Annotated in this window: 18 protein-coding genes; 6 read left to right on the top strand and 12 right to left on the bottom strand. The window is 62.9% G+C overall.

Translation table 11 applies throughout. The annotated features are described in order from the left end of the window. The 3 genes from ABQX22_RS03675 to ABQX22_RS03665 all read right to left on the bottom strand — a co-directional run bounded on the left by ABQX22_RS03675 (position 1) and on the right by ABQX22_RS03665 (position 3,076). Positions 1 to 873, bottom strand: coding sequence for an ABC transporter permease (locus ABQX22_RS03675; protein WP_349796591.1), 873 nt, complete (start codon positions 871 to 873; stop codon positions 1 to 3). Continuing rightward, the gene (locus ABQX22_RS03670) at positions 860 to 1,933 is read right to left on the bottom strand and encodes an ABC transporter ATP-binding protein (RefSeq protein ID WP_349796589.1); all 1,074 of its coding nucleotides are present in this window, start codon (positions 1,931 to 1,933) and stop codon (positions 860 to 862) included. The genes ABQX22_RS03675 and ABQX22_RS03670 overlap by 14 nt, the downstream gene beginning before the upstream one ends. Positions 1,934 to 2,008: 75 nt before the next feature. After that, positions 2,009 to 3,076 (bottom strand): ABC transporter substrate-binding protein, encoded by a 1,068-nt coding sequence (locus ABQX22_RS03665; RefSeq protein ID WP_349796587.1) that lies wholly within the window; start codon positions 3,074 to 3,076, stop codon positions 2,009 to 2,011. Between the two features lie 219 nt (positions 3,077 to 3,295). On the opposite strand from ABQX22_RS03665, the gene ABQX22_RS03660 reads away from it, so the two are divergent. Further along, positions 3,296 to 4,189: a LysR substrate-binding domain-containing protein gene (locus ABQX22_RS03660; protein WP_349796585.1), complete on the top strand. Its 894-nt coding sequence runs from the start codon at positions 3,296 to 3,298 to the stop codon at positions 4,187 to 4,189. A 484-nt stretch (positions 4,190 to 4,673) separates the two neighbouring features. Here ABQX22_RS03660 and hemB read toward each other — a convergent pair whose 3' ends face one another. Then, positions 4,674 to 5,648, bottom strand: a complete 975-nt coding sequence (gene hemB / locus ABQX22_RS03655) for a porphobilinogen synthase (RefSeq protein WP_349796583.1) — start codon at positions 5,646 to 5,648, stop codon at positions 4,674 to 4,676. A gap of 215 nt (positions 5,649 to 5,863) precedes the next feature. On the opposite strand from hemB, the gene ABQX22_RS03650 reads away from it, so the two are divergent. Further along, on the top strand, positions 5,864 to 7,144 hold the full coding sequence (locus ABQX22_RS03650) for an MFS transporter (protein ID WP_349796581.1): 1,281 nt from the start codon (positions 5,864 to 5,866) through the stop codon (positions 7,142 to 7,144). Beyond that, positions 7,141 to 8,094 carry a class I SAM-dependent methyltransferase gene (locus ABQX22_RS03645; RefSeq protein ID WP_349796579.1) on the top strand — a complete coding sequence of 318 codons (954 nt, stop codon included), beginning with the start codon at positions 7,141 to 7,143 and terminating at the stop codon, positions 8,092 to 8,094. The genes ABQX22_RS03650 and ABQX22_RS03645 overlap by 4 nt, the downstream gene beginning before the upstream one ends. 119 nt (positions 8,095 to 8,213) lie before the next feature. Here ABQX22_RS03645 and ABQX22_RS03640 read toward each other — a convergent pair whose 3' ends face one another. Next, positions 8,214 to 9,833, bottom strand: a complete 1,620-nt coding sequence (locus tag ABQX22_RS03640; protein WP_349796577.1) for a methyl-accepting chemotaxis protein — start codon at positions 9,831 to 9,833, stop codon at positions 8,214 to 8,216. A 688-nt stretch (positions 9,834 to 10,521) separates the two neighbouring features. On the opposite strand from ABQX22_RS03640, the gene ABQX22_RS03635 reads away from it, so the two are divergent. After that, positions 10,522 to 11,868: a cation:proton antiporter gene (locus tag ABQX22_RS03635; protein WP_349796575.1), complete on the top strand. Its 1,347-nt coding sequence runs from the start codon at positions 10,522 to 10,524 to the stop codon at positions 11,866 to 11,868. A 21-nt stretch (positions 11,869 to 11,889) separates the two neighbouring features. Here ABQX22_RS03635 and ABQX22_RS03630 read toward each other — a convergent pair whose 3' ends face one another. Beyond that, complete coding sequence (locus ABQX22_RS03630; RefSeq protein ID WP_349796573.1) at positions 11,890 to 13,608, bottom strand: ATP-binding protein; 1,719 nt, start codon at positions 13,606 to 13,608, stop codon at positions 11,890 to 11,892. Positions 13,609 to 14,026: 418 nt separating this feature from the next. Between ABQX22_RS03630 and ABQX22_RS03625 the strand changes: the two genes are divergently transcribed. Together ABQX22_RS03625 and moaA are read left to right on the top strand one after the other, a co-directional pair. Continuing rightward, positions 14,027 to 14,854, top strand: coding sequence for a formate/nitrite transporter family protein (locus ABQX22_RS03625; RefSeq protein ID WP_349796571.1), 828 nt, complete (start codon positions 14,027 to 14,029; stop codon positions 14,852 to 14,854). A gap of 60 nt (positions 14,855 to 14,914) precedes the next feature. After that, a complete protein-coding gene (moaA, locus tag ABQX22_RS03620; protein ID WP_349796569.1) occupies positions 14,915 to 15,913 on the top strand; it encodes a GTP 3',8-cyclase MoaA in 999 nt (332 codons plus the stop codon). A gap of 450 nt (positions 15,914 to 16,363) precedes the next feature. Here the strand turns inward: moaA and ABQX22_RS03615 are convergent, their stop codons facing one another. The 6 genes from ABQX22_RS03615 to ABQX22_RS03590 all read right to left on the bottom strand — a co-directional run bounded on the left by ABQX22_RS03615 (position 16,364) and on the right by ABQX22_RS03590 (position 23,851). After that, complete coding sequence (locus tag ABQX22_RS03615; protein ID WP_349796567.1) at positions 16,364 to 17,179, bottom strand: ABC transporter ATP-binding protein; 816 nt, start codon at positions 17,177 to 17,179, stop codon at positions 16,364 to 16,366. Between the two features lie 11 nt (positions 17,180 to 17,190). Continuing rightward, a complete protein-coding gene (gene ntrB / locus ABQX22_RS03610) occupies positions 17,191 to 18,060 on the bottom strand; it encodes a nitrate ABC transporter permease (RefSeq protein WP_349796565.1) in 870 nt (289 codons plus the stop codon). Positions 18,061 to 18,087: 27 nt separating this feature from the next. Next, entirely contained in the window at positions 18,088 to 19,419 is a 1,332-nt protein-coding gene (locus tag ABQX22_RS03605; protein ID WP_349796563.1) for a CmpA/NrtA family ABC transporter substrate-binding protein, read from the bottom strand. Positions 19,420 to 19,724: 305 nt separating this feature from the next. Continuing rightward, the gene (locus ABQX22_RS03600) at positions 19,725 to 21,020 is read right to left on the bottom strand and encodes a nitrate- and nitrite sensing domain-containing protein (RefSeq protein ID WP_349796561.1); all 1,296 of its coding nucleotides are present in this window, start codon (positions 21,018 to 21,020) and stop codon (positions 19,725 to 19,727) included. A gap of 355 nt (positions 21,021 to 21,375) precedes the next feature. Beyond that, complete coding sequence (locus tag ABQX22_RS03595; protein WP_349796559.1) at positions 21,376 to 21,702, bottom strand: thioredoxin family protein; 327 nt, start codon at positions 21,700 to 21,702, stop codon at positions 21,376 to 21,378. Between the two features lie 523 nt (positions 21,703 to 22,225). Continuing rightward, positions 22,226 to 23,851, bottom strand: a complete 1,626-nt coding sequence (locus ABQX22_RS03590; protein ID WP_349796557.1) for a methyl-accepting chemotaxis protein — start codon at positions 23,849 to 23,851, stop codon at positions 22,226 to 22,228. Positions 23,852 to 24,223: the final 372 nt, after the last annotated feature.

The raw sequence follows: 24,223 nt of genomic DNA, 5'->3' as shown, positions 1-24,223 counted from the left end.
CTACTCGAAGACTTGCTTGAAGCGGCGCTCGGCCAGCTTGCTGCAACCCAGAATGATGATCAGGTTGGCCACCAGCAGCAGCATCGCGATGGCGGCGCCAAGCGGCCAGTTGAGGGTGCCGAGGAACTCGTCGTACGCCGCAGTCGCGACGACTTTCAGGCGACGCCCGCCGATGATCGCCGGGGTGGCGAACGCCGAGGCCGCCAGGGCGAATACGATGATCGAGCCGGACAGGATGCCGGGCATGATCTGCGGCAGGATGATCCGGCGGAACACCGTCAGCCGCGATGCGCCCAGCGACAACCCGGCCCACTCCACTTGCAGGTCCAGGCGCTGCAACGTCGCCCACACCGCGATCACCATGAACGGCACCAGCACGTGGGTCAGGGCGACGATCACGCCGACCTGGGTGAAGAGCATTTTCACCGGTTGATCGGTGATGCCCAGCGCCTGCAAGGCATCGTTGATCAGGCCGTTGTTGCCCAGCAGGATCGCCCAGCCCAGGGTGCGCACCACCACCGAGATCAGCAGCGGCCCGAGCACCACCAGCAGAAACAGCGAGCGCCAGCGCGGCGCCATGCGCGCAATGATGATGGTCTCCGGCACGCCCAGCAGCACACAGAGCACCGTGACCGCCAGCGCCATGCCGCCGGTGCGCAGGAAAATCTCGTGGAAATAACCGTCCTTGAACACCTCGATGTAGTTGCCCAGGCTGTAGCCGGACACCACTTCGCCGCTGTCGCTGAACAGATTGAGGGACAGCACCGCCGTCAGCAGCAACGGCGCCAGCAACAGGGCGACGAACACCAGCAACGCCGGCCCGCTCAGCAGCCAGGGCGCGGCGCCCACACGTTCTGCGTCATACGTGGCCATGGGCGACCTCCCGGTCCAGCAGGCGCAGGTCGTCATCCGACCAGTCCAGCCCGATCTCGCTGCCCTCCTCCGGCGGCGGCGTGCCGAGGTTGGGCTGGGTCATGTGCACCAGCCCGAGATGGCTGTCCACCGCGATCAGCCACAGGTTGCCGAGAAACACCCGCAGGCGGACGCGACCGATCAAACGACCTGCACCCACCGCAGTCAGGCGGATTTTCTCCGGCCGGATGTAGACGTTGACCTCGTTGCCCAGCGCGCGGTCTTCGTGGGGCACGTGCAGCGTCGTGTCCTTGACCTGCACGTGGCAGCAGCGATCGTTGCGCAACTGCACGGCGCCGGCGAAGGCGTTGGTCTTGCCCAGGAACGCCGAGGCGAACGGCGAATGCGGCCGCTCGTAGGCTTCGAACGGCGTGTCGATCTGCACGATGCGACCCTTCTGCATCACGGCGATGCGGTCGCTCATGGTCATGGCTTCCACCTGATCGTGGGTCACCAGAATGGTGGTGATCCCCAGGTCGCGCTGGATCGCCCGCAATTCGATGTGCATCTCTTCGCGCAGCTTGGCGTCGAGGTTGGACATCGGCTCATCGAGCAGCAACAGGTTGGGACGGATGGCCAGGGCGCGGGCGATGGCCACTCGCTGCCGTTGCCCGCCGGACAGCGCCTTGGGGTAGCGCTCGCCCAGTCCCTTGAGGCGGACCAGGTCCAGGGCCTCGGTGACCCGGGTGCCGCGCTCGGCCTTGGGCACGCCGCGCATTTCCAGGCCGAAGCTGATGTTCTGCGCCACGGTCATGTGCGGAAACAGCGCGTAGCTCTGAAACACGATGCCCAGCCCCCGCTGTTCGGGGCGCACGTGGGTGATGTCGCGGCCGTCGAGGACGATGCGCCCTTCGGTGGGCTGCACGAAACCGGCGATCGATTGCAGGGTGGTGGTCTTGCCGCAGCCGGACGGACCGAGCAGCGCGATGAACTCACCGTGCTGCACGTCGAGGTTCAGACCGTCAATGGCGTGGAAGCTGCCGTAGGTCTTGACCAGGCCTTCGAGTGTGAGAAATGCCATGGGCTTGCCACGCAGGCGCAGGGCCTGCGTCTCCAGAAAGGGTTTCGGGAAGCGTTGTGCATCAACGCAGGCGGTCTAGCGCTCGACGGTGCGGTTCCAGCGCGTGGTCCATTCGCTGCGCTGGGGGTTGATGGCTTCCCAGTCAACCTTGATCAGCGCGTTGACCTTTTCCGGCCCATACGGCATGCGGGCGGCGATGTCCGGCGCCAGTGATACCGTCTGGTTGACCGGCGCAAAGCCGTTTTCCTTGGCCTGGATGCTTTGCACTTCCGGCGACAACACGTACTGAATGAACGCCTGGGACAGCTCGGACTGCGCGTTGGGGGTCACGCCGCAGGCCGCCACTTGCAGGGCGATGCCGCCCTCTTTCGGGTAAATGAATTTCAGCGGGAAACCGGTGCTCTGCAACGCCACGGCCCGACCGCTGCCGTACACCGCCATGACCACGTCGCCGTTCTGCATCATGCCGTCCATCTCGCCGGGGGCCGAGACCCAGGCCAGGACGTTGGGGCCGATCTCGTCTTTCAGCGCCTTGAAGCCGGGGTCGATGTTTTTCTCGCCGCCGCCGCGCAGGCGGGCCATCTCCACCAGAGTGTGCAGGCCGTAGGTGTTGGTCACCGGCGGCATGCCCAGCAGTTGCTTGTATTTGGGGTCCGTCAGGCTTTCCCAGGAATCGGGTGGCGCCCAGCCGCGCTTCTTGAACGCCTCTTCGTTGTAGCCGATGCCGGTGGCGACTACGCCGATCCCGGTGGCTTCCGGGCTGAGTCGGGCCAGGGGATAGAGGTCTTTGTATACCGGCGCGTCGCTGAGTTTTTCACACAGTCCCATCTGCAACGCCTGGTACATCGGGCCGTCGTCCATCATCGCCACGTTGATCTGCTGCCGGCCTTTTTGCGCCTGCAGCTTGGCCAGGGTTTCGGTGGAGTTTCCGGCGACGTAGACAACTTTGACGTTGTGCTGTTTTTCGAAGGCGGGGATGACTTTGTTCTTGTACATCTGCTCGGTGGAGCCACCGACGCCGGCGACGTACAGGGTGGTGTCGGCGAAGGCGCTGGCACTGCCGAACCCGACAAGGGTCAGGGCGACGGCGGTGGCGAGACGAGTAAACGGCTGTGCGGCTGAGGACGAGTTGAGGCTATTCACAGACTATCTCCGAAGTGCGTGGGGCAGATCGAACAATGCGTCAGTTGCCCGGGCGCAAACCCGGGTCATGCATGCACGGTGCATGCTCCCGGCGTATCCGTGCCGGGCCGCGCATCTTCATGTGCGCTATGGGTGTTGACCCGAGTATTGCGACAGCCCATCCATATGGTCAAATACGGATATTCGGGTTAGTTATTCATATTTGATATGGAAGGTCCCATGAATCTCAGGCAGATCGAAGCCTTCCGCAGCGTCATGCGCCACGGTTCCATGACCGCTGCGGCCGAAGTGCTGTACACCTCGCAGCCCAATGTCAGCCGGCTGATTTCGCAGCTGGAGCTGAGCACCGGGCTGAGCCTGTTCAAGCGTGCGGGGGTGCGGCTGATCCCGACCCAGGAAGGCCAGGCGTTCTTTCAGGAAGTGGAGCGTGCGTATGTGGGGCTGGACAGCCTCAAGTTGTCGGCCAAGAACATCCGCAACCTGGGCACCGGGCGTCTGCGGGTGGCGGCCGTGCCGTCGACCGGGATGAGCGTGATCCCCAGGGTGCTGAAGACCTTCACCGATTCACGGCCGGAGCTGACCGTGTCGCTGCACGTGAACTCCTCGCCCACCGTGGAGCAATGGGTCAAATCGCAGTTCTGCGACATCGGCATCGTGGTGCACCCCGGGGATGTCAGCAGTCATCAGGTGGAGTTGCTGGCCCAGGTGCCGGCGGTGTGCGTGCTGCCGGGTGACCATGCGCTGGCTGCGCGTTCGGAGATCACCTTCGGCGATCTGGAGGGGGAAGCGTTTGTCTCGCTGTGCCATGGCGACGGTACGCGCTCGCTGGTGGACGGCTTGTTCGAACAGGCGGGGGTCGAGCGGGTCATGGCGGTGGAGGCGCAGTACAGCGCGATCAATTGCGAGATGGTGGCGCTGGGCATGGGCATCACCCTCGCCCACCCGTTGGTGGCCCGGGATTACCTGCACCTGAACGTGGTGGTCCGCCCCTTCAGGCCGAACATCCTGTTGCCCACGTACGTCATCTGGCCGATCACCCAGGCCCGGACCCGTTTGGCTGAAGAATTCATCGAGACATTGAAGGGGTATTACCGGGAAGTGCTGAAGACCTGAGCTCAGTAGATGACGCTTCGCGTCACAGGGACGCCGAGCGTCCGGCCGGCATGCCCACGCAGAGCGTTGGAATGATCAGAACAGCGCGGCAGTTTCCGCACCGAACGCAAAACCTGCAGGAGCGAACTTGTTCGCGAAGGCGATTGATCAATCGACATAGATGTATCGGATGCACCGGCCCCTTCGCGGACAGGTCCGCTCCCACGGGGGATTGGCGGTTACCCCTCAGGTTGCGCAGCGCCGCAGTTAGATGGTGGATGGTGGGAGGGAACTTGCTCGCGATGCGTTGTTTGACGCTCAGGATGTTTTGCGGATGTACCGGCCTCATCGCGAGCAAGCTCCCTCCCACAAGGACTGGCGTGCAGTCGCGATTTGAAGCAGCGCCACAGCTCCTACAGGTTTTGTGTTTTGTCGCCGGTTAGGGATTGGCCGTGTTTTTTCGCTCCGGCCGGCGTGCCCACGCAATGCGTGGGCACGACCGGCGTCAGATGCCGTTCAGCGCCAGGTCCATCGCGAAGTAGGTGAAGATCAGGTCGGCGCCCGAGCGTTTGATGGCGCCGAGGGTTTCGCGGACCACGCGGTGTTCGTCGATGGCGCCGGCCTGCGCGCCGAACTTGATCATCGCGTATTCGCCGCTGACCTGGTACGCGGCAAGTGGCAGGGTCGAGGCTTCGCGGATGTCGCGGATGATGTCCAGGTACGCACCGGCGGGCTTGACCATCAACGCGTCGGCGCCTTCGGCTTCGTCCATCAGCGATTCACGCAGCGCTTCGCGGCGGTTCATCGGGTTCATCTGGTAGGTCTTGCGGTCGCCTTTCAGCGCGCTGCCGCCCGCTTCACGGAACGGACCGTACAGCGCCGAGGCAAACTTGGTGGAGTACGCCATGATCGGCACGTGGGTGAAACCCGCCGCATCCAGCGCCGCGCGAATCGCCTTGACCTGGCCGTCCATTGCGGCCGACGGTGCAATCACATCAGCCCCGGCACGCGCTGCCATGACGGCCTGCTTGCCGAGGTTTTCAATCGTCGCGTCGTTGTCCACGTGATCGCCGTGCATCACGCCGCAGTGACCGTGGTCGGTGTATTCGCAGAAGCAGGTGTCGGACATCACGATCATTTCCGGCACTGCGCTTTTGATGGTCCGGGAAATCCGCGAGACCAGGCCGTTCTCCTGCCACGTGTCGCTGCCGGAAGCGTCCAGGTGGTGCGAAACGCCAAAGGTCATCACCGACTTGATGCCGGCGCGGGCGTAACGCTCGACTTCCTGGGCCAGCTTCGACTCGGGGATCCGCTGCACGCCGGGCATGCTGTTGATCGGCACGAAATCGTCGATTTCTTCTTCGACGAAAATCGGCAGCACCAGATCGTTGAGGGTGAATTCGGTTTCCTGAAACAGTGCGCGGAAGTTTTCGTTGCTGCGCAGGCGACGGGGACGAGAAGCGGGAAACAGGCTGGACATGGCGGTTCCTGAAGAGGACGGCAAGCGTCAGGCAAATAGCGATGGCGCGAAGCTTATGCCCGCCGCGCTCGCGATTCAAATGCTGCCGCGATAAAGACCGTTGCCCAGCCTGCAATAAAGACCTGAACGTCCCTGCAACCAACTGCTGGCAGCGCGAGTCTGTGCTATCAGACGCGCCGTATTACGCAGCGCGACCTCCTTGGGCGGCACCGGCCTTGAACAGACAAGACACCCCTGCAGATCGACGCAACAACCTGTCCCTGGACGGCCTCAATTTTTTCCTCGCCGACGTGCGCGACGGCCTGGGGCCGTACCTGGCGATCTACCTGCTGGCGGTGCACAAATGGGACCCGGCCAGCATCGGCCTGGTGATGACCCTGGCCGGCATCGCCGCACTGGTCACGCAAACCCCGGCCGGCGCCCTGATCGACCGTTCCAAGAGCAAACGCCTGATCGTCGCCCTCGCCGCACTGTTGGTGACAGCAGGTTGCCTGGTGCTGCCCTTCATCCACTCGTTCACCTGGGTGGCGATCACCCAGTCCATCAGCGCCATTGCCGGCTCCGTGTTCGCCCCGGCCATTGCTGCCATTTCCTTGGGCATCACCGGACCCAAGGCTTTTACCCGCCGCACCGGCCGCAACGAAACCTGGAACCACGCGGGCAATGCCGTCGCGGCGCTGCTGGCCGGCGTCTTCTCCTGGATGTTCGGCCCGGTTGCGGTGTTTTACCTGATGGCGTTCATGGCCGTGGCCAGCATCGTCGCCGTGGCCTTCGTGTCAGGGGATGCCATCGATCACGAGGTCGCACGGGGCTTCGACCCGGCGCACAAGGACACCGGCGAGCAACCTTCGGGCGTCCGCGTGCTGCTGGGCAACCAGCCGCTGCTGGTGTTTGCCGTGTGCTGCGGGCTGTTTCACCTGGCGAACGCCGCCATGCTGCCTCTTGTGAGTCAGAAGCTGTCACAGATCGACATGAGCCTGGCCACGCCGCTGACGTCGGCCTGCATCGTCGCCGCGCAACTGGTCATGGTCCCGGTGGCCTGGCTGGTGGGTGCAAAAGCCGATGATTGGGGGCGCAAGCCGCTGTTGCTGTCCGGTTTCATCATTTTGCCGTTGCGCGGCGTGCTGTATGTGCTGTCGGACAACCCGTGGTGGCTGGTGTCGGTGCAGTTGCTCGACGGCATCGGCGCCGGGGCGTTTGGCGCGCTGCTGCCGCTGGTGGTGAAGGACCTGACGGCGGGCACCGGACGTTTCAATGTCAGCCTGGGGGCGATTTCGACGGTGTTTGGCCTGGGCGCAGCGTTGAGCAACGGCCTGGCCGGACTGGTGATTCAGCGGGCGGGCTACAGCGCCGCGTTCCTGACCTTGGCCGCGATTGCGGCGGTCGCGTTCGTGCTGTTGTGGCTGGCGGTGCCGGAGACGCGGACGCAGTCCAGCGCCAGTCCTGCAAATGCGATTAAAATGCCGGCCACTCCCCTTGCCGACCCTGCCGAATGAACCCTGACGCTCTCGCCACCCTGCACGCCCATCTGATGAACGCCCTGCAACACCCGCCTGAAGAAACCCGCCGTGTGTTCCACGGCCGGGGCCGTTGCTGGCCCGGGCTGGAGCAACTGACCGTGGACTGGATGCAGGGGGTGGTGCTGGTGTCGCTGTTCAAGGCGCCGGCCGAGGCCGAGTTGCAGGCGCTGAACGACCTACTCAAGCAGATCATCGGATCCGAGGCGTGGTCGACCTCGGGCGCACACACCCTGCTGCTGCAGCATCGTTATCTGCCCGACAGCACCACCGAATGGCTGGCCGGCGAGCACATCGATGAATGGACCCTGAGCGAAGGCGGTCTGCGGTACCTCGTGGATTTCGGCAAAAAACAGAACTCCGGGCTGTTCCTCGACATGCGCTACGGCCGCGACTGGGTCCGGGCCAATGCCCAGGGCAAGCGGGTATTGAACCTGTTTGCCTACACCTGCGGCTTTTCGGTGGCAGCGATCGAGGGCGGCGCGCAATCGGTGGTCAACCTGGACATGTCCCGCGCGGCCTTGAGTCGAGGTCGCGACAACCACCGGCTCAATGGCCATGACCTGAGCCAGGTCAGCTTTCTCGGCCACGAGCTGTTCAAATCCTGGGGCAAGGTCAAGAGTACGGGCCCGTACGATCTGGTGATCATCGACCCGCCGTCGTTCCAGAAAGGCAGCTTTCTGCTGACCAAGGATTACCAGCGGGTGCTGCGCAAACTGCCGGAATTGCTGACCGCCGATGGCACGGTGCTGGCCTGCATGAACGACCCGGCCATGAGTGCCAGTTTCCTCATCGAAGGCGTGGAGCGCGAGGCCCCGAGCCTGCGATTCGTGCAGCGGCTGGACAACCCGCCGGAGTTTCCGGATGCGGAGCCGGAGGGCGGATTAAAAGCGTTGGTCTTTACACAGCATGTGATGAATGACGAATAACCGGTTGGAGCGAGGCTTGCCCGCGAATCGTTGTTCCAGCGACACATTTGCATAGTCGTCACTGGCCATTCGCGGGCAAGCCTCGCTCCAACAGATCAGGGCAGCTGCCGGAGGCGCTTTTAAGCACTCAACCTCGATATCACGTCATTGAGCCCTACCGACAACTGATGCAGGTTGCCGCTGGCGACCTGGGTGCGGGTGACGTTGTCCTGGTTGGTGGTGGCGATGGCGGTGATTTCCGTGAGGTTGCGCGAAATGTCTTCGGCCACCGACGTCTGCTCCTCGGCCGCCGTGGCGATCTGGCGGTTCATGTCGCGGATCGATTCCACCGCGGCGGTGATGCGCTGCAGCGAGCTGCCGGCCAGCGCCACTTGGTCGACACTTTCCTGGCTGCGGGCCTGGCCGTTTTCGATGGCCAGGGCGGCATCGGTGGCACCGGTCTGCACCGAGTGGATGATCTGATTGATTTCAGCGGTGGACGCCGCCGTGCGCTGGGCCAGGGTGCGGACCTCATCGGCCACCACCGCGAAACCACGCCCGGCATCCCCTGCCCGCGCCGCTTCAATGGCCGCGTTCAACGCCAGCAGGTTGGTCTGCTCGGCGATCCCGCGAATCACTTCCAGCACTTTGCCGATGCGCCCGCTGTCGGTTTCCAGACGGCGGATGACCTCGGCGGTGTTGCTGATTTCATTGCGGGTCTGGTTGATGGCGGAAATGGTCGCGCCCATCACCTTGTCGCCTTCCTGGGAACAGCGATCCGCTTCGTCTGCCGCCTGGGAGGCTTCGGCCGCATGGCGCGCGACTTCCTGCGCGGTGGCCGACATCTCGTTCATCGCGGTGGCCACCTGATCGGTGCGTTCGAACTGCTCCAGCGTGCCCTGGGCCATCAGCGCGGCGATGGCGTTGAGCTCGCCGCCGGCGCTGTCCAGGTCGGTGGTGCTGCGCTTGAGGCGGGTGAAGGTGTCGGCGAGAAAATCGCGCAAGGTGTTGGCGGCCACAGCCAGGCGCCCCAATTCATCCCGGCGGTTGATGCTGACGCGCTCGCTGAACTTGCCTTCACTCAATTGCGCGACGTACTCGATCAGCATGCGGATCGGGCCGACGATGTTGCGGTTGACCACCCACAGCGTGAGCAAGCCCACCAGCAAGGCGGATGCGAGCATGACCACCGTGCCCAGCAGGATGGTGCGATCAGCGGCGGCGCTGATGGCTATCGATTGTTGGTCACTTTGCTTGCGCAGCTCGGTCACCAGTTCGGTCATCTGCTCGCTGGCGGCGCGGTCCACGCCCTTGACCGCCTGATCCCCGGCCACCGGGTCACCGTTGGCGGCGACGAAGGCATCACGGCCCTTGCGGTAGGCGGTGCCGAGGGTGCGGTGTTCTTCTTTGAGACGTTCAATGCGGGTCTTGAGCGCCGGGTCGATGCCCTGCACGCCACTCAGCTGTCCGAGGGTCGCCTGGACCGCGCGCTCCTGCTCTTCGAACTGGCCCCAGAACTTGTCGCGGTCGGCAGGCAGCTTGCCGCGCAGCAACACGTTCTTCCATTCCTGGACCTGCACCTTGAACTGCAGGTTGGCCTGGTCGATCAGTTGCGAGCCCTGCAAGGGCCCGTCCAGCAGCCCGCGATACGCCTGCACGTTGCTGGACAGAAAATGAAAACACGCCAGCGCAATCAACAGCACCAGCACCAGGCTTGCGCTGAGCAACGCCAGAATCTGGAATTTAAGGGATTTGGACATACGGGGAATCTCGCCGGGAAAGGACCGCTGTCTCCGGAAAAAACCCGGAGGCTGAAAACACCGCCACCTCCCTGTGGCCCTGTCCGGAAAGCGTTCCGCAACAGAGGCTTACCTAGCCTCCATCGACCTGCTGCAGCGGTTCTTTAACCCCGTGGCGTCGCACCCGACGGTCGGTCGACAACCTCGGCCCAGCGTCCAACCGTGGGAGGGCGCTTGCTCGCGATGAGGCCGGTACAGCCGACACATCGTCTGCGTGTCGAACATCCACTCGCGAGCAAGCTCCCTCCCACAGATCGTGCTGAATGCGCCGCTGCGGGTTCCGGCAACCGGCATTGATCGTTCCCACGCTCCGCCTGGGCATGCATTCAAAGACGCTCCGCGTCACGGCCGGGACGCGGAGCGTCAGGGGCGGCGTTACCACGCAGAGCGTGGGACGATCAGCACAACATCGGCCCAGCGTCCAACCGTGGATGACCTGTTGGAGCGAGGCTTGCCCGCGAAGAAGCCGGCACGGGCGATACATTTCCAGCGTCTGGACACCCTTCGCGGGCAAGCCTCGCTCCAACAGTGACCCACCGTCGGACGCGTTATCTGGCTGCGTCACCCCGCCGCAACAAATTGTCTCAACTATCCCGTCACGAGGCAGTCACACACAGAACGAGGCACCCCCCACGCATATCGAGGCCCAATGAGCTTTATTCTTTGCATGACTGTGCTCGGCGTCTTGTTGATGCTGCTCGCACTGACGTCCTCTTACTTGCGCTGGCTGCCGGTGACCACTTCGGCGGTGTGCCTGGCGTTCGGTTTCGCCATCGGCCCCATGGGGCTGGACGTGATGAAGCTAGACGTGCGCACCTCCTTTGAATGGCTGGAACGCCTGACTGAAGTTGCGGTGTTGTTCTCGCTGTTCAGCACCGGGATCAAACTGCGCCTGCCGTTCAACAGCAAAGCGTGGGCCGCGGCGTATCTGCTGGCCGGCCCGGTGATGCTGCTGACGATCCTGGGCACCTGTCTGGCGGCGCACTACCTGCTGGGGATTTCCTGGGGCATTTCGTTGCTGCTGGGGGCGATGCTGTCGCCAACCGACCCGGTGCTGGCCGGGTTGGTGCAGGTCAACAACGCGCAGGATTTCGACCGGGTCAGGTTCGGCCTGTCAGGCGAGGCCGGGATGAACGACGGCACCGCCTTCCCTTTCGTGATTTTCGCCCTGGCGTTTCTGGGCATGCACGACGGCAATTTCGACTGGGTGCAGGGCTGGCTGCTGAAGAACATTGTCTGGGGCGTGCCGGTGGGCTTGCTGCTGGGCTACGGCCTGGGCCGTGGTGTCGGGCATCTGATGATTTACCTGCGCATCAAGAATGCCGACAGCACCTCCTCACCCAATGACTTCCTGGCCTTGGCCTTGATTGCCATGTCTTATGTAATCGCCGAAGGCCTGGGCGCGTTCGGCTTTTTGTCGGTGTTCGCCGCCGGCCTGGGCTTGCGTCAGGCCGAAGCGCAGGTCACCCAATCCGAGCTGCCTTCCGAGCACGTGGCCAAACCGGTGCTGGGCCACATGCACGCCGACCCGGAAACCGCCCTCGCCACCACCGAAGACCTGAGCGATACCCAGCTGGCGGCCGGCGTAATGATGGGCGACATGCTGGCCTTCGGCGGGCTGGTGGAGCGCTCGATGGAAGTGCTGCTGATCACCCTGCTGGGCGCGGCGTTGTCGCTGTATTGGGACTGGCAGGCCATCGGGCTGGGATTGGTGCTGTTTTGCATCATCCGTCCGCTCAGCGTCTGGGTGCTGGTCAGCAAGCGCTTGATGAACGTGCCGCAGAAAGCCCTGGTCAGCTGGTTCGGGATTCGCGGCATCGGCACCCTGTATTACCTGTGCTACGCCCTGGCCCATGGGCTGCCAGCGAACGCGGTGCACACCACCATCAGCATGACGCTGTCGGTGGTGGCGCTGAGTATTCTGCTGCACGGGGTGAGTATTCAGCCGCTGCTGGAACGTTACGAACGCAGCAACGCCGTGAACCGCGACGACTGAGGCCGCACCGGGCCTCGCAGCTTATAGCCGCAGCCCGGTGCTCATGTGGCTGGGCAGTTGCTGCTCAATCTTGATCAGCAGGCTGTCGAGGCTGACCGGTTTTTGCACCAGCAACTCGTCGCGTACCGTTTCGCTAATCAATGCACTGCGGTCGGCAGCCCCGGACATGAACAGCACCGGCAGGTCCGGTCGAATCTGCTTGATCACCTTGGCCAGCACGGCGCCCCCCAGATCCCGCATCAGGCAGTCGGTGATCACGATGTCCGGGCAGGTGTGTTCCAGCGCCTGCACGGCGGCAAACCCGGTGCCGACCGCGTGCACCTGATAACCGACGTCCATCAGTAACTGAGCCAGGGCCTCACGCAGCGTGTCGTCGTCATCCACCAGCAGGACTTTGGCCTGGCAGGTCACGGACCCGGTGTTGGCCTCGGCCTGGATCTGACTGCGCGCGTCATCGACGCGATCATTGACTTTAAGCAGCAAGCGTACCGAGGTGCCGGAAGTCTCACCGCAGGACACCGAGGCCGAGCCGCCGGTCTGGATCGCGAAGCCATAGACCTGGGACAACCCGAGCCCGGTGCCTTCGCCCAGCTTCTTGGTGGTGAAGAACGGCTGAAAGACTTGTTCGCGCACGGTATCCGGCATGCCGGGACCGGTGTCGGTGACCAGCAATTCGACGTACTGCCCGTCTCCCCCGCTCTCGTGGGCGTCGACCAGGCGCGTGGACACGCGAATCCGGCCACGGCCCTGCATGGCGTCCCGAGCGTTGATCAACATGTTGAACACCGCCGACTCCAGCTGGGTCGCGTCGCACAGCACCGTCCCCGGCGCCCGCGCCAGATCGAACTCCAGCACGATGTCGGGCCCCAACACCCGGCCCAGCATCATTTCGATGCTCGCCAGTTGTTCACAGATATTGAGCGCCTGCAGCGTCGGCTGCGTCTCCCGGGAAAACGCCAGCAAACGGCTGATCAGGGCCGCGCCTTTGTCCACGGCCTGCAACCCGACCTGAGCCCAGCGTTTCACCACGTCCGGCTGCTGCGCCTTGCGCTCGACGAACTGGAAGCTGGAGCTGATGGCCTGGAGCAGGTTGTTGAAGTCGTGGGCGATGCCGCTGGTGAGCTGCCCGATGGAGGCGATGCGCTGGTTCTGTCGCAGGCGGGCGTGGGCGGTGTTGTCATCGGCCAGGGCGGCGATGACTTGCAGGCTGAGGTGCCGGGCCTCCTGGTCGCGCTGGGCACTGAGTTCGCGCAGCTGCAACAACGCAGCGGTCTGCCGCGCCAGGGCCTGCAGCGCGTCGAGCTGCCCTTGGTTCAGGGTTCGCGGCTGGTTGTCGATGACGCACACCGTGCCCAAGGCGTGGCCGTCATCGGTGATGATCGGCGCACCCGCATAGAAACGAATGAAGGGTTCGCCCAGCACCAGGGGGTTGCTGCTGAAGCGCGGGTCAAGGGTGGCGTCTTCGACCACCAGCAAGGTGTCGGGCTCCAGAATCGCGTAGGCGCAGAACGCCAGGTCCCGGTGGGTCTGGCTCACCGGCAGGCCGATACAGGCCTTGAACCATTGACGCTCGTTGTCTACCAGCGAGACCAGCCCGATAGGCGCATCACACAGGCGGGTGGCCAGGGCGACGATGTCGTCGAAGGCCTGTTCAGGGAGGCTGTCGAGGATCGCCGAGCGTTTCAACGCCTGAATCCGACGCGCTTCATCAAGGGGTAACGGGGCGGGAATTTCAGTCATGGAAAAGGGTTCGCGCTAATTCGGGCATTGAGCGATGTGCACACTCACGCGCCATCGGTGGAAGATTACGAGGGAGCAAACAGCAGTGGTATCGCGCCCGGAGCCATGATTCAGGATAGCCAGCAACACTGGCAATCGGCCTTTGGACAAGGGGTGCGACCAATGGTCCCTTTAAAGATCGGTTTTATTTTGAGAAGTTCTGTAGATGTCCATCGGCTTCCCATAGACACTGTCGATCACATCATCGGAACAAGCAATTTGACGCTCTACGGCGGGATAGGTAGCTTGCTTAGCATTCAGGGACAAGCCGTCCTGTGCACTCACAGGATCGCGCAACAAGACCGGATTCTTGCCCACTCCCCTTCGCGGACCGCTCGACCCAAGGTCGTACGTTCGCCACTGCGTCCGAGCCCTGTCCATGTCCGTCAACACACCTCAACAGATCGCCGACATCACCATCGAAGCCGGCGTCAAGAAATCCCATCTTCCCGCGACCGCAGTCATGGTGCTGGGCTTCCTGGCCGGGGCGTTCATTGCCATCGGCTTTCTGCTGGACATTCACGTCAGCACCATGATCCCCGCCCCCTGGGCTTCGCTGGGCAACCTGCTGGGCGCCGCCGTGTTTCCGATCGGTCTGATCCTGGTGGTGCTGGCCGGTGGCGAATTGCTGACCGGCAATATGATGAGCCTGCCCACCGCGATGTTTGCCCGACGCATCACCCTGAGTGCCGTCGCCCGCAACTGGGGGCTGGTGACCCTTTCCAATCTGCTCGGCGCCCTGTTCGTCGCCTGGTTTTTCGGCCACGTGCTGGGGTTGACCGAAGGTGCGTTTCTCAACAAGACCGTTGCCATCGCGACCGCCAAGGTCAACGCCGACTTCGAACACGCGTTCATTTCCGGGATCGGCTGCAACTGGCTGGTGTGCCTGGCGGTGTGGTTGTCCTACGCCAGCAAGGACGTGGCGGGCAAGGTGCTTGCCATGTGGTTCCCGGTCATGGCCTTTGTCGCTATAGGTTTCCAGCACGTGGTCGCTAACATGTTCATCATCCCTGCCGCGATTTTCGCCGACGCCCTGACTTGGGCTCAGTTTGCTGAAAACTTCGTCGCGGTGTTCCTGGGCAATGCGGTGGGCGGTGCAATATTTGTCGGTTTGGCGTATTACGTATCTTATTCGAACGTCTTGCAGTCCGCGGTTTCCAACCACGGCGACACAGTGACTTCCGCCAGCGAAATTCAAAAAATGTAAGCCTTCGGGCAGCGGCGTCCTGACGACGCGGCGCTGCCCATGTGGCTTCGAGAGCATCAAATGTCAGAACGAGTGTTATTGGACGGGTTTGCACGCAAGGTCGATTACGTACGGATTTCCGTGACGGATCGCTGTGACTTCCGCTGTGTCTACTGCATGGCCGAAGAGATGACATTTTTGCCGCGCCAGCAGATCCTTTCCCTGGAAGAGATCGAGCAGGTGGCCGAGCGCTTCGTCGCCCTGGGCACCAAGAAGATTCGCCTCACCGGCGGTGAGCCGCTGGTACGCGCCGGGATTGTCGGCCTGTGCAAGCGCATCGCCGCCCTGCCCGGCCTGCGTGAACTGTGCATGACCACCAACGGCTCGCAGCTGGACAAACTGGCGCAGCCGCTGTTCGACGCCGGGCTGAACCGCTTGAACATCAGCCTGGACAGCCTTGATCCGGCGCGCTTCAAGGAACTGACCCGCACCGGCGATCTGGCCAAGGTCATCGCCGGGATCGATGCGGCCAATGCTGCGGGTTTCGTGCACACCAAGCTCAACTGCGTGGTGATGCAGGGTCGCAACGATCACGAGATCAACGACCTGGTGGCCTTCGCCATCGAGCGCAAGCTGGACATCACGTTCATCGAAGAGATGCCGTTGGGTGTCATCAGCGAACACAGCCGCGCCGAGTCGTTTTTCTCCAGCGACCGGGTGCGCGAGCGGATTGCCGAGCGATTCACCCTGATCAACTCCACCGAATCGACCCAGGGCCCGTCGCGCTACTGGCGCGTGGCCGAAGCACCGGATATCCGCATCGGCTTCATCTCACCCCACAGCCATAACTTCTGCGCCACCTGCAACCGGGTGCGTGTGACCGTCGAGGGCCGTTTGCTGCTGTGCCTGGGCAACGAGCACTCGATGGACCTCAAGGCCGTGCTGCGCGCCAACCCCGGCCACCCGGAAAAGCTCGAAAAAGCCATCATCGACGCCATGAAACTCAAGCCCTACCAGCACAACTTCGAAATCAACGACGACGTGCAAGTGGTGCGGTTCATGAACATGACCGGGGGTTGATGCACCGCGATTCGCCCTGCCCCCCCCAAAATGAGGGTCCGCCATTGTGGGAGGGAGCCTGCTCGCGATTCGCCATCGTGTCCCCGAGAATGTGTCGGATGTACCGGCCCCATCGCGAGCAAGCTCCCTCCCACAGACCCGGCGTGGTGTCTGACGACTCAGCGTTGAATGACCCACCGCATTCGCGGGCAAGCGCGCTCCTACAGAGAGGACGCGTGAGGCAGGGATTCGGGTGACCTGACCCACCGTCATCGCAGCCTTCGGCAGCGCCTACACGACATTGGCGTATCCGTTGGAGCGAGGCTTGCCCGCGAAGGCTGAGATATGAACTCCCTGACACCCCGCCACACATTGTAGGAGCGCGCTTGCCCGCGATGGCGGCGTGTCAGACGGCACAAGGTTGCATGACCCACCGCATTCGCGGGCAAGCGCGCTCCTGCAAATAACGCGTTAGCTTGCCGTTTCGACCTTCCGGTGCTTCTCGTACAAAAAGCTCAGCACTTCGTGGCGATACCGGCTGTACAGGGGGTCATCGGCCAGGGCGATGCGGTTGCGGGGGCGTGGCAGGTCGATTTTGAGGATCTCGCCGATCGTTGCTGACGGGCCGTTGGTCATCATCACGATGCGGTCGGACAGCAACACCGCCTCGTCCACGTCGTGGGTGATCATCATCACGGTGTTCTTGAGCTCCATCTGAATTCGCATCACCTCGTCCTGCAAATGCGCCCGGGTCAGCGCGTCCAGGGCGCCGAACGGCTCGTCCAGCAGCAGCACTTTGGGCTGCATCGCCAGGGCCCGGGCGATGCCGACCCGCTGTTTCATGCCGCCGGAGATCTCGCTGGGCCGTTTGTGCAGCGCGTGGGTCATGCTCACCAGCTCAAGATTGCGCAGCACCCACTCGTGCCGCTGCGCCTTGGATTTGCTGTGCTTGAACACCTTGTTCACGGCCAGCGATACGTTTTCGTAAACCGTCAGCCACGGCAGCAGGGAATGGTTCTGGAACACCAGGCTGCGGTCCGGCCCCGGCGAGCGGACTTCCTTGCCGTCGAGGATCACCGCGCCGCTGCTGGAATCGATCAGCCCCGCCACGATGTTCAGCACCGTGGACTTGCCGCATCCCGAATGGCCGATAATGGAAATGTACTCGCCCCGCTCCACGTCCAGGTTGATGTTGCGCAGCACCTGGCTGGACACGCCGTCGCGCTCGAAGCGCTTGTCGACCTTTTCGATGCTCAGGTATTGCCGTGATGGGCTGTTGGAAATCATGTCCGTGCTCCTTAACTGGCCGAAGTGCCGCGCGTGACCAGATGGCCGATGAAGGCCACCAGCCGGTCCAGCATGAAGCCGACGATGCCCACGTAGATCAGCGCCAGAATGATGTCGCTGATGCGCGAGGCGTTCCAGGCGTCCCAGATGAAGAACCCGATGCCGACGCCGCCGATCAGCATCTCGGCCGCGATGATCGCCAGCCAGGACAGCCCGACGCCGATCCGCAGCCCGGAGAAAATGTACGGCGCCGCGGCCGGCAGCATGATTTTGCAGAAGTACTCGACGCCATTGAGGCGCAGCACCTTGGCCACGTTGCGGTAGTCCTCGGGGATGTTGCGCACCCCCACCGAGGTGTTGATGATGATCGGCCAGATCGCGGTGATGAAAATCACGAAGATCGCCGAAGGATGGCTGTCCTTGAAGCCTGCCAGGGACAACGGCAGCCAGGCCAGGGGCGGCACCGTGCGCAGTATCTGGAACAGCGGGTCCAGGGCGCGCATCGCCCAGGTCGATTGCCCCACCAGCACGCCGAGGCTGATCCCGGCGAGCACCGCCAGCACGTAGCCGTACGCCACCCGTTGCAGGCTGGCCAGCAGTTGCCAGGCCATGCCCTTGTCGTTGCCGCCGTTGTCGTAGAACGGATCGACGATCAACTCCCAGGTGTCCTTGATCACTTGGGTCGGTGGCGGCAGCGCGGAGCCGGGCCCGCTGCACAGCACCTGCCAGACCAGCAGCAACAGCGCCGCCACCACCAGCGGCGGCAGCAGGCTTTGCACCACGAACTGGCGCACGCCCTTGATCCGCGCCGGCCAGCGGCTGGCGGTCGATGACAGGTCCACCCGTGCGGCGGCTTTCAGGGGTTTAACGTCTGCGTTCATGCTGTTCTCCCGAACCGAGGGCCGCCATCAGGCGAGGGCTTTGATGGTCTGGCTGTCGAGGTAGGCTTGCGGGTTTTGCGGGTCGAAGGTCTTGCCGTCGAAGAAGGTTTCAATGCCCCGCGACGTGGACGTCGGGATCTGCGCGGCCGGGACGTTCAACTCCGCCGCTGCCGTGCGCCAGATGTCTTCGCGATTGACCTTGTCGATCAGCGCCTGGCTGTCGAAGTCTTGCGGCAGATAACCCCAGCGCTTGTTCTCGGTGAGGAACCACAAGTCATGGCTCTTGAACGGGTAGGAGGCGAACTCGCTCCAGTAGCGCATCATGAACGGGCTGTTCTCCACCACTTTGCCGGTGCCGTAATCGAACTTGCCCTTCATGCGGTCGACGATGTCGTCGTAGGGGGCGTTGATCCAGCGACGCTTGGCGCAGATCTGCGCGACTTCGTCTCGGTTCTCCGGTTTGTCACAGAACATCTGCGCCTCCATCACCGCCTTGAGCAACGCCTTGGCGGCATTGGGGTTGGCGTCGACGTAATCGGCGCGCAGTGCCAGCGCCTTTTCCGGGTGGTTGTTCCACAGCTCGCCGGTGGTGTTGGCGGTGTAGCCGATCTTCTGGTTGATCAACTGCGCGTTCCACGGCTCGCAGACGCAGAAGCTGTCCATGCTGCCGACCTTCATGTTGGCCACCATCTGCGGCGGCGGCACGACGATGGTCGACAGGTCTTTGTTCGGATCGATCCCCCCCGCAGCCAGCCAGTAACGCAACCACAGGTCGTGGGTGCCGCCGGGAAAGGTCATCGCGGCGCTGACCGGCTTGCCCGCGGCCTTGCGCGCCGCCAGTGCGGTCTTGAACGGCGCGGCATCCACGCCCACCTTGAGGTCCGCGTACTCATTCCCCACCGAAATGCACTGACCCGCCAAGTTCAGCCGGGCGAGGATGTACATCGGCACCGGCTGATTGTTCGGCGTGACCTTGCCCGCCGAGATCAGGTACGGCATGGGCGTGAGAATGTGCCCGCCATCGATGCCGTTGCGCGCCGAACCCAGCACCAGGTTGTCACGGGTGGTGCCCCACGACGATTGCTTGAGCACTTCAACGCCGGTCATGCCGTACTTGGCGAACAGCCCTTTTTCGTCTGCCACAAACAGCGGCGCAGCGTCGGTCAGGGCAATGAAGCCCAGTTTGGCGGAGGTGGTTTCGACACCGTCGGTACCCGCCGCCCAGACCGCCGATTGCAGGCCGGGCGGCAGGATGCTCAACGCGGCACCCGCGCCCAGCACGCTCGCCGATTTTTTCAGAAAGGACCGGCGTTGCGCATCGTGCTCGTCATGTCCTGCGATTACTGGCTGTTCGTCCATCGTCGATCCCCTGAGAAGCGCGCATAAAAAAACGGCGTACACGCTCTCAAGGCCTGGCCTGATGAGAGAGTGGACGCCGTTGTCCGGAATTCGCTGCGGGGCCGATGTGTCCATCCCGGGATGGCCGGCCTGCGCTTAGCTCAAAGCAGTTTGCATGCCACATCGACTGGCATGAGCTGCAGGGCACGGTGCGTCGGTTATCGGGTTTGATTCGCCGCAGGTTTCAGCAGGCAATGCTGGCGGGGTGAGCGCACAGATGTGGGGCGACTGATCACAGTCTTGCGCAGCGCAAGTGCAGCCAGCGGTCACTTGCGTTTGCGCGGGGTCGGGCGCCCGGCAGCGAACGCCAGCAGGGTCTGGGCGACGTCCACCATACGTTGGCCGCGCTCCATGGCCGAGACCCGCAGTCGCTCGTAGGCCTCGCTCTCACTCAGCCGGTGTTCGTCCATCAACAGGCGCTTGGCCCGCTCCACCAGCTTGCGTTCGCTCAGGGCTTCGCGCGCTTCGTCGCGCTCGTCGTTGGCACTCAGCAGCTGCTGGGTCTGGGAGTGCAGCAGGTCCAGCACCGAGCGACCCAAGTGATGACCGAGGCCGTCCTGGGGGGCGCTGTCCAGGTCCAGCGCCTGAATGTTGAACAGCAGCGCTTGATCGACGCCGCCGGCCGATTCGAGGCTGACCAGCCGATTGAGCAGCGCGCGGTGATTGTCCAGGTCGGCCCGGGCCTGCTTGATGCTGGTCTGGCAGGTGTCCAGCAGCACGGCAGCCAGGTGCACTTCGACCTCGCGCATGGCATCGATGCGCTGGGTGTTGAGTTCGAACCACAGCTGCGACAGGGTCGAGTCGACCTTGGCCGTCTCGCAGGTCTTGAGCGCCACGCCGCGCAGCTGGATGACGTGGCCGAACGTGTCACTGGCCTGCAGCGCACGCCAGAGGCCTAGCCCTGCAGCGTCGGTAAACTCGGCAAACGTCTGGAAGCAGCGCTCCTGGCTGTGGGCCAGGTGCGCGATGCGGTCACGCAACGGCGGGTCGAAATAACCGGCCGCAAATCCTGTCACACCGGCGGCCCGCTCCTGCCCGGCCAACTCCTTGCCCTGCATGAAATTGAACATCGCGACCAGCACCCGGGTGGTCACCGGATCGATGGCCGTGTCCGCCGCTTCGAAGACCACCGCCAGCAGTCCGCCGATCAGGCGACTCAGCGCCGCCGTGGCGTCCAGCGGTGTCAGCAGGTGGTCGCGGATACGCCGGCGCAGGCGTGGCAGTTCATCCAGCCCGTGCATCACGTACGCCAGGCGGTTGAACAGGCGGGCACGGTCCGACGCACTCGCCGCCTCCAGATCAATGCCCTCGAAGCGCTCCACCACGTGGCGCTCGATGACTTTGGCTTCGTCGGTCAAGGCATTGAGCTGGGCCAGGTGCGCGGCGGTCTGGCTGCCCAGAAACAGATTGGAATACCCGCGTTCGCGTTGCAGCGCATGCACCAGCTCACCGATCCGCGTCACCAGCTCGCAGGTCTGCGCCAGCCCTTCCAGCCCCTGCAACTCGCTGCGGCGCGCAGCCAGCATGAAACGCAATGCGCTTGGCATGGTGGTGTCAGTCATGGGCATCAGGTTCTTTGAGGGGGGTGGTGAAGCGGTATGCAAAAGCGGGTCCATTCCATGCCTGGCGTAAGACGGGGAGATAAGGCTGCCCTGCCCGGCTTGACACACTTGTAACAGTGGGTTGACGCGAATTTAAAATCCGGTAGCTTCCGTTTCCGCAGGTGGGTAAATCCTGAATCACCGCGAAGCGCCGCTTGCAGGCGCATCGTAAGCACGCTCTAAGCGCAGCCGGCTTCAGGGCCCGCCACTTACATCCTTAGCTCCTTTCGAGGGGCTATTTTTTTGCCCGAAGGAAATGGACTTCCCTTTGAATTTTTATCTGGACGAAAGCGGCCTGACCGAAACGCTCAACGCTTCACCCCTCCTGAACAAGCGTCTCGAAAGCCTCTTCTATCAGGCTCACATCGGTGGGCCGCACCAGCCGCGCGACTTCCTGGCCGTCGCGGAAGAAGATCAGGGTCGGCCACAGTTTGACGCGGAACGAGCGACCCAGCGGGCGGCCGCTGCCGTCTTCGATTTTCACGTGGCGCACGTTGGGGAAGTCGGCGAAGACTTCGGCGATCAGGGGTTGCGCAGCCTTGCAATGGCCGCACCAGTCGGTGCCGAACTCGATGACGCTGGTGCCGGGTAACGCGTTGATCTCGTCACGGCTGGGGGCGGTGGTGGCGTAGGGCGTGCTCATGAGGGGATGCTCCGAAGGATGGCGGCTGATGGGAGTTCGTATGACAGCTGACCCGTACAGCCGCTAAAAGGTGCCGCAATCCTGATTCGCCTGACGCACCGCACGCACAGGTTTACTGCCGCTGCGCGCCAGATCGTCAGCAAGCTGGACGCCCACGGCCTTCGGCCAGAATCAAAAGCCCGGACGCGGAGCGTCAGTCACGGCATGCCCACGCAGAGCGTGGGCATGATCAGGAGCACCGCACTCTGCTTCTGCCCAAAGGGCGTGGGAGCGATCACGAGCATCGCGCTCTGCTTCTGCCCAAAGGGCGTGGGAGCGATCACGAGCACAGCAATCTGCTTCTGCCCAAAGGGCGTGGGCGCGATCACAAGGCCTGCAATCTGCTTCTGCCCGGAGGGCGTAGGAGCGAGGCTTGCCCGCGATGGGCTGCGAAGCGGCCCTGGTCCAGACAAAGCAATATGCTTGACTGGACCGCAATCGCAGCCCTCCGTGGCTCGGAAGCGCCTGCCAAAAGCGCGCTGGCTCAGATCACAAAGCGCGTCACCAGCGCATTCAGGTCCACGGCCAGGCGTGACAGCTCATGGCTGGCGGCGCTGGTCTGGTTGGCCCCGGCGGCGGATTGAGTGGACAGGTCGCGAATGTTCACCAGATTGCGGTCCACTTCCCGCGACACCTGCGCCTGCTCTTCGGACGCGCTGGCGATCACCAGGTTGCGTTCGTTGATCTGGGCGATGGCTTCGGTGATCAGTTCCAGCGCATCCCCGGCCGCGTTGGCCAGGCTCAGGGTGCTGTGGGTGCGGTCGGTGTTTTTGACCATCGACTGTACTGCTTCACCGGTGCGGGTCTGGATGCCCGCGACCATCTGCTCGATTTCCTGGGTCGATTGCGCCGTGCGATGGGCCAGCGCCCGCACTTCGTCGGCCACCACCGCAAAGCCGCGCCCCGCCTCGCCTGCCCGGGCCGCCTCAATGGCCGCGTTCAAGGCCAGCAGGTTGGTCTGCTCGGCGATGGAGCGGATCACGTCCAGCACTTTGCCGATGTCCCGGCCCTGCTCTGCCAACCCTTGCACCAGGCCGGACGTCGCCTGAATTTCGGTGGCCATGGATTCGATGGATTTGACCGTATCGACCACCCGATCGCGCCCCTGACGCGCCGTGTCGGTGGACTGCCGGGAGGCGTCGGAGGTGGAGACCGCGTTGCGTGCCACTTCTTCCACCGCTGCCGTCAGCTCGTTGACCGCCGTGGCAGCTTGTTCAATTTCGTTGTTCTGCTGCTGAAGCCCCTTGGAAGACTCCTCCGTCACCGCGTTGAGTTCTTCAGCGGCGGATGCCAGCTGCGTCGACGACCCGGAAATCAGTGCGATGGTCTGGCGCAGGTTGGTTTGCATCGCCACCAGCGCTTCCAGCAACCGCGTCGGTTCATCGTTGCCGTCTACGGTAATCGGTCGCGTCAGGTTGCCCGATGCAATGTCTTGCGCCGCACGCAGCGCTCTGGACAGCGGGTTGACGATACTTTTGGTCAGCAGCCAGGCCAGGAGCACGGTCAGCAGTACCGCGAAAACCGAAACCCCGATCACGCCTGTCAGTGCATTGTCATACTGCTGTTTTGATTCAATCGCCGCCTTGGCGGCTTCTCGGTTATTAAGGCTGATAAGTTGATTGATCTGCACACCCATCAAATCAGTCGCCTCTTTCATGCGGGTGTTAATCAACGTACGCATGTCTTCGGTTTTATCTTGGCGCGACAGCTCTAGCACTTGGGTCTGCACCTGAAGGAAGGTGGCCAGCGTGGTATCGAACTGTTTGAAAATAGCCGATTCCTCATCCCCCATGTCGATAGTGGCGTAGTGTTTTTTTGCGTCTTGCAACTTACCGATCAACTCAGCAATGCGGCCTTCGGTCTCCTTCAGGCTGGCAGGTTCGCGGTTGACGAGGGTGCGGAACGACGTGATCCGCAGGCGCAGAGAACTTTCCATCATGTTGCCAAGCAAACCGACGCTGGGCAGCATATTGGTTTCCATTTCCGTGGTCGCCTGGCGGATGAGTACCATCCGGTTAATCGAGAAAATCCCGAGCCCCACGACCAGCAACGCAATAAACGCAAATCCCAGAAACGCGCGCGGCGCGACATTGATGCTTCTGATAGACATGGACACACCCTCATTAGTTATCGTTATTTGCGTCCGAGCCTCAGTACTACCGAGCGTTCGCGAGTGGGCTGTTTTGTGATGACAGGGCGATAGTTACATTAACGCCTCAAGACCTTTGAGCACCTGAGCGTACTATCGGCCGCCGTGAACGTACGTTGAGTAACAACGTGCAGTATTTTAAAACAAGCGTTCAATAATGAATTCCTTGCCACCCGAAAACGTTTGCTGCATCTGATTTATAACTAATAACGCCAGATAACGGAGTTTTCACTTTAATTTCACGCGCGATGATTATCGTGAGAATGTTTAAGTGCACCAACAGACGCCATAACGGCACATGCCTGATGATAAACAGCGCTGAATAAAGCAGAT

This window comes from Xanthomonas sp. WHRI 1810A, from assembly GCF_040202885.1.
Taxonomy (GTDB): domain Bacteria; phylum Pseudomonadota; class Gammaproteobacteria; order Pseudomonadales; family Pseudomonadaceae; genus Aquipseudomonas.
This window is presented reverse-complemented; position numbering and strand designations above follow the sequence as displayed.

Coding starts and splice junctions, on each gene's coding strand:
- ABQX22_RS03675 (WP_349796591.1), bottom strand. CDS start 873: ATGGCCACGTATGACGCAGAACGTGTGGGCGCCGCGCCCTGGCTGCTG.
- ABQX22_RS03670 (WP_349796589.1), bottom strand. CDS start 1,933: ATGGCATTTCTCACACTCGAAGGCCTGGTCAAGACCTACGGCAGCTTC.
- ABQX22_RS03660 (WP_349796585.1), top strand. CDS start 3,296: ATGAATCTCAGGCAGATCGAAGCCTTCCGCAGCGTCATGCGCCACGGT.
- hemB (WP_349796583.1), bottom strand. CDS start 5,648: ATGTCCAGCCTGTTTCCCGCTTCTCGTCCCCGTCGCCTGCGCAGCAAC.
- ABQX22_RS03645 (WP_349796579.1), top strand. CDS start 7,141: ATGAACCCTGACGCTCTCGCCACCCTGCACGCCCATCTGATGAACGCC.
- ABQX22_RS03640 (WP_349796577.1), bottom strand. CDS start 9,833: ATGTCCAAATCCCTTAAATTCCAGATTCTGGCGTTGCTCAGCGCAAGC.
- ABQX22_RS03635 (WP_349796575.1), top strand. CDS start 10,522: ATGAGCTTTATTCTTTGCATGACTGTGCTCGGCGTCTTGTTGATGCTG.
- ABQX22_RS03630 (WP_349796573.1), bottom strand. CDS start 13,608: ATGACTGAAATTCCCGCCCCGTTACCCCTTGATGAAGCGCGTCGGATT.
- ABQX22_RS03625 (WP_349796571.1), top strand. CDS start 14,027: ATGTCCGTCAACACACCTCAACAGATCGCCGACATCACCATCGAAGCC.
- moaA (WP_349796569.1), top strand. CDS start 14,915: ATGTCAGAACGAGTGTTATTGGACGGGTTTGCACGCAAGGTCGATTAC.
- ABQX22_RS03615 (WP_349796567.1), bottom strand. CDS start 17,179: ATGATTTCCAACAGCCCATCACGGCAATACCTGAGCATCGAAAAGGTC.
- ntrB (WP_349796565.1), bottom strand. CDS start 18,060: ATGAACGCAGACGTTAAACCCCTGAAAGCCGCCGCACGGGTGGACCTG.
- ABQX22_RS03605 (WP_349796563.1), bottom strand. CDS start 19,419: ATGGACGAACAGCCAGTAATCGCAGGACATGACGAGCACGATGCGCAA.
- ABQX22_RS03600 (WP_349796561.1), bottom strand. CDS start 21,020: ATGACTGACACCACCATGCCAAGCGCATTGCGTTTCATGCTGGCTGCG.
- ABQX22_RS03595 (WP_349796559.1), bottom strand. CDS start 21,702: ATGAGCACGCCCTACGCCACCACCGCCCCCAGCCGTGACGAGATCAAC.
- ABQX22_RS03590 (WP_349796557.1), bottom strand. CDS start 23,851: ATGTCTATCAGAAGCATCAATGTCGCGCCGCGCGCGTTTCTGGGATTT.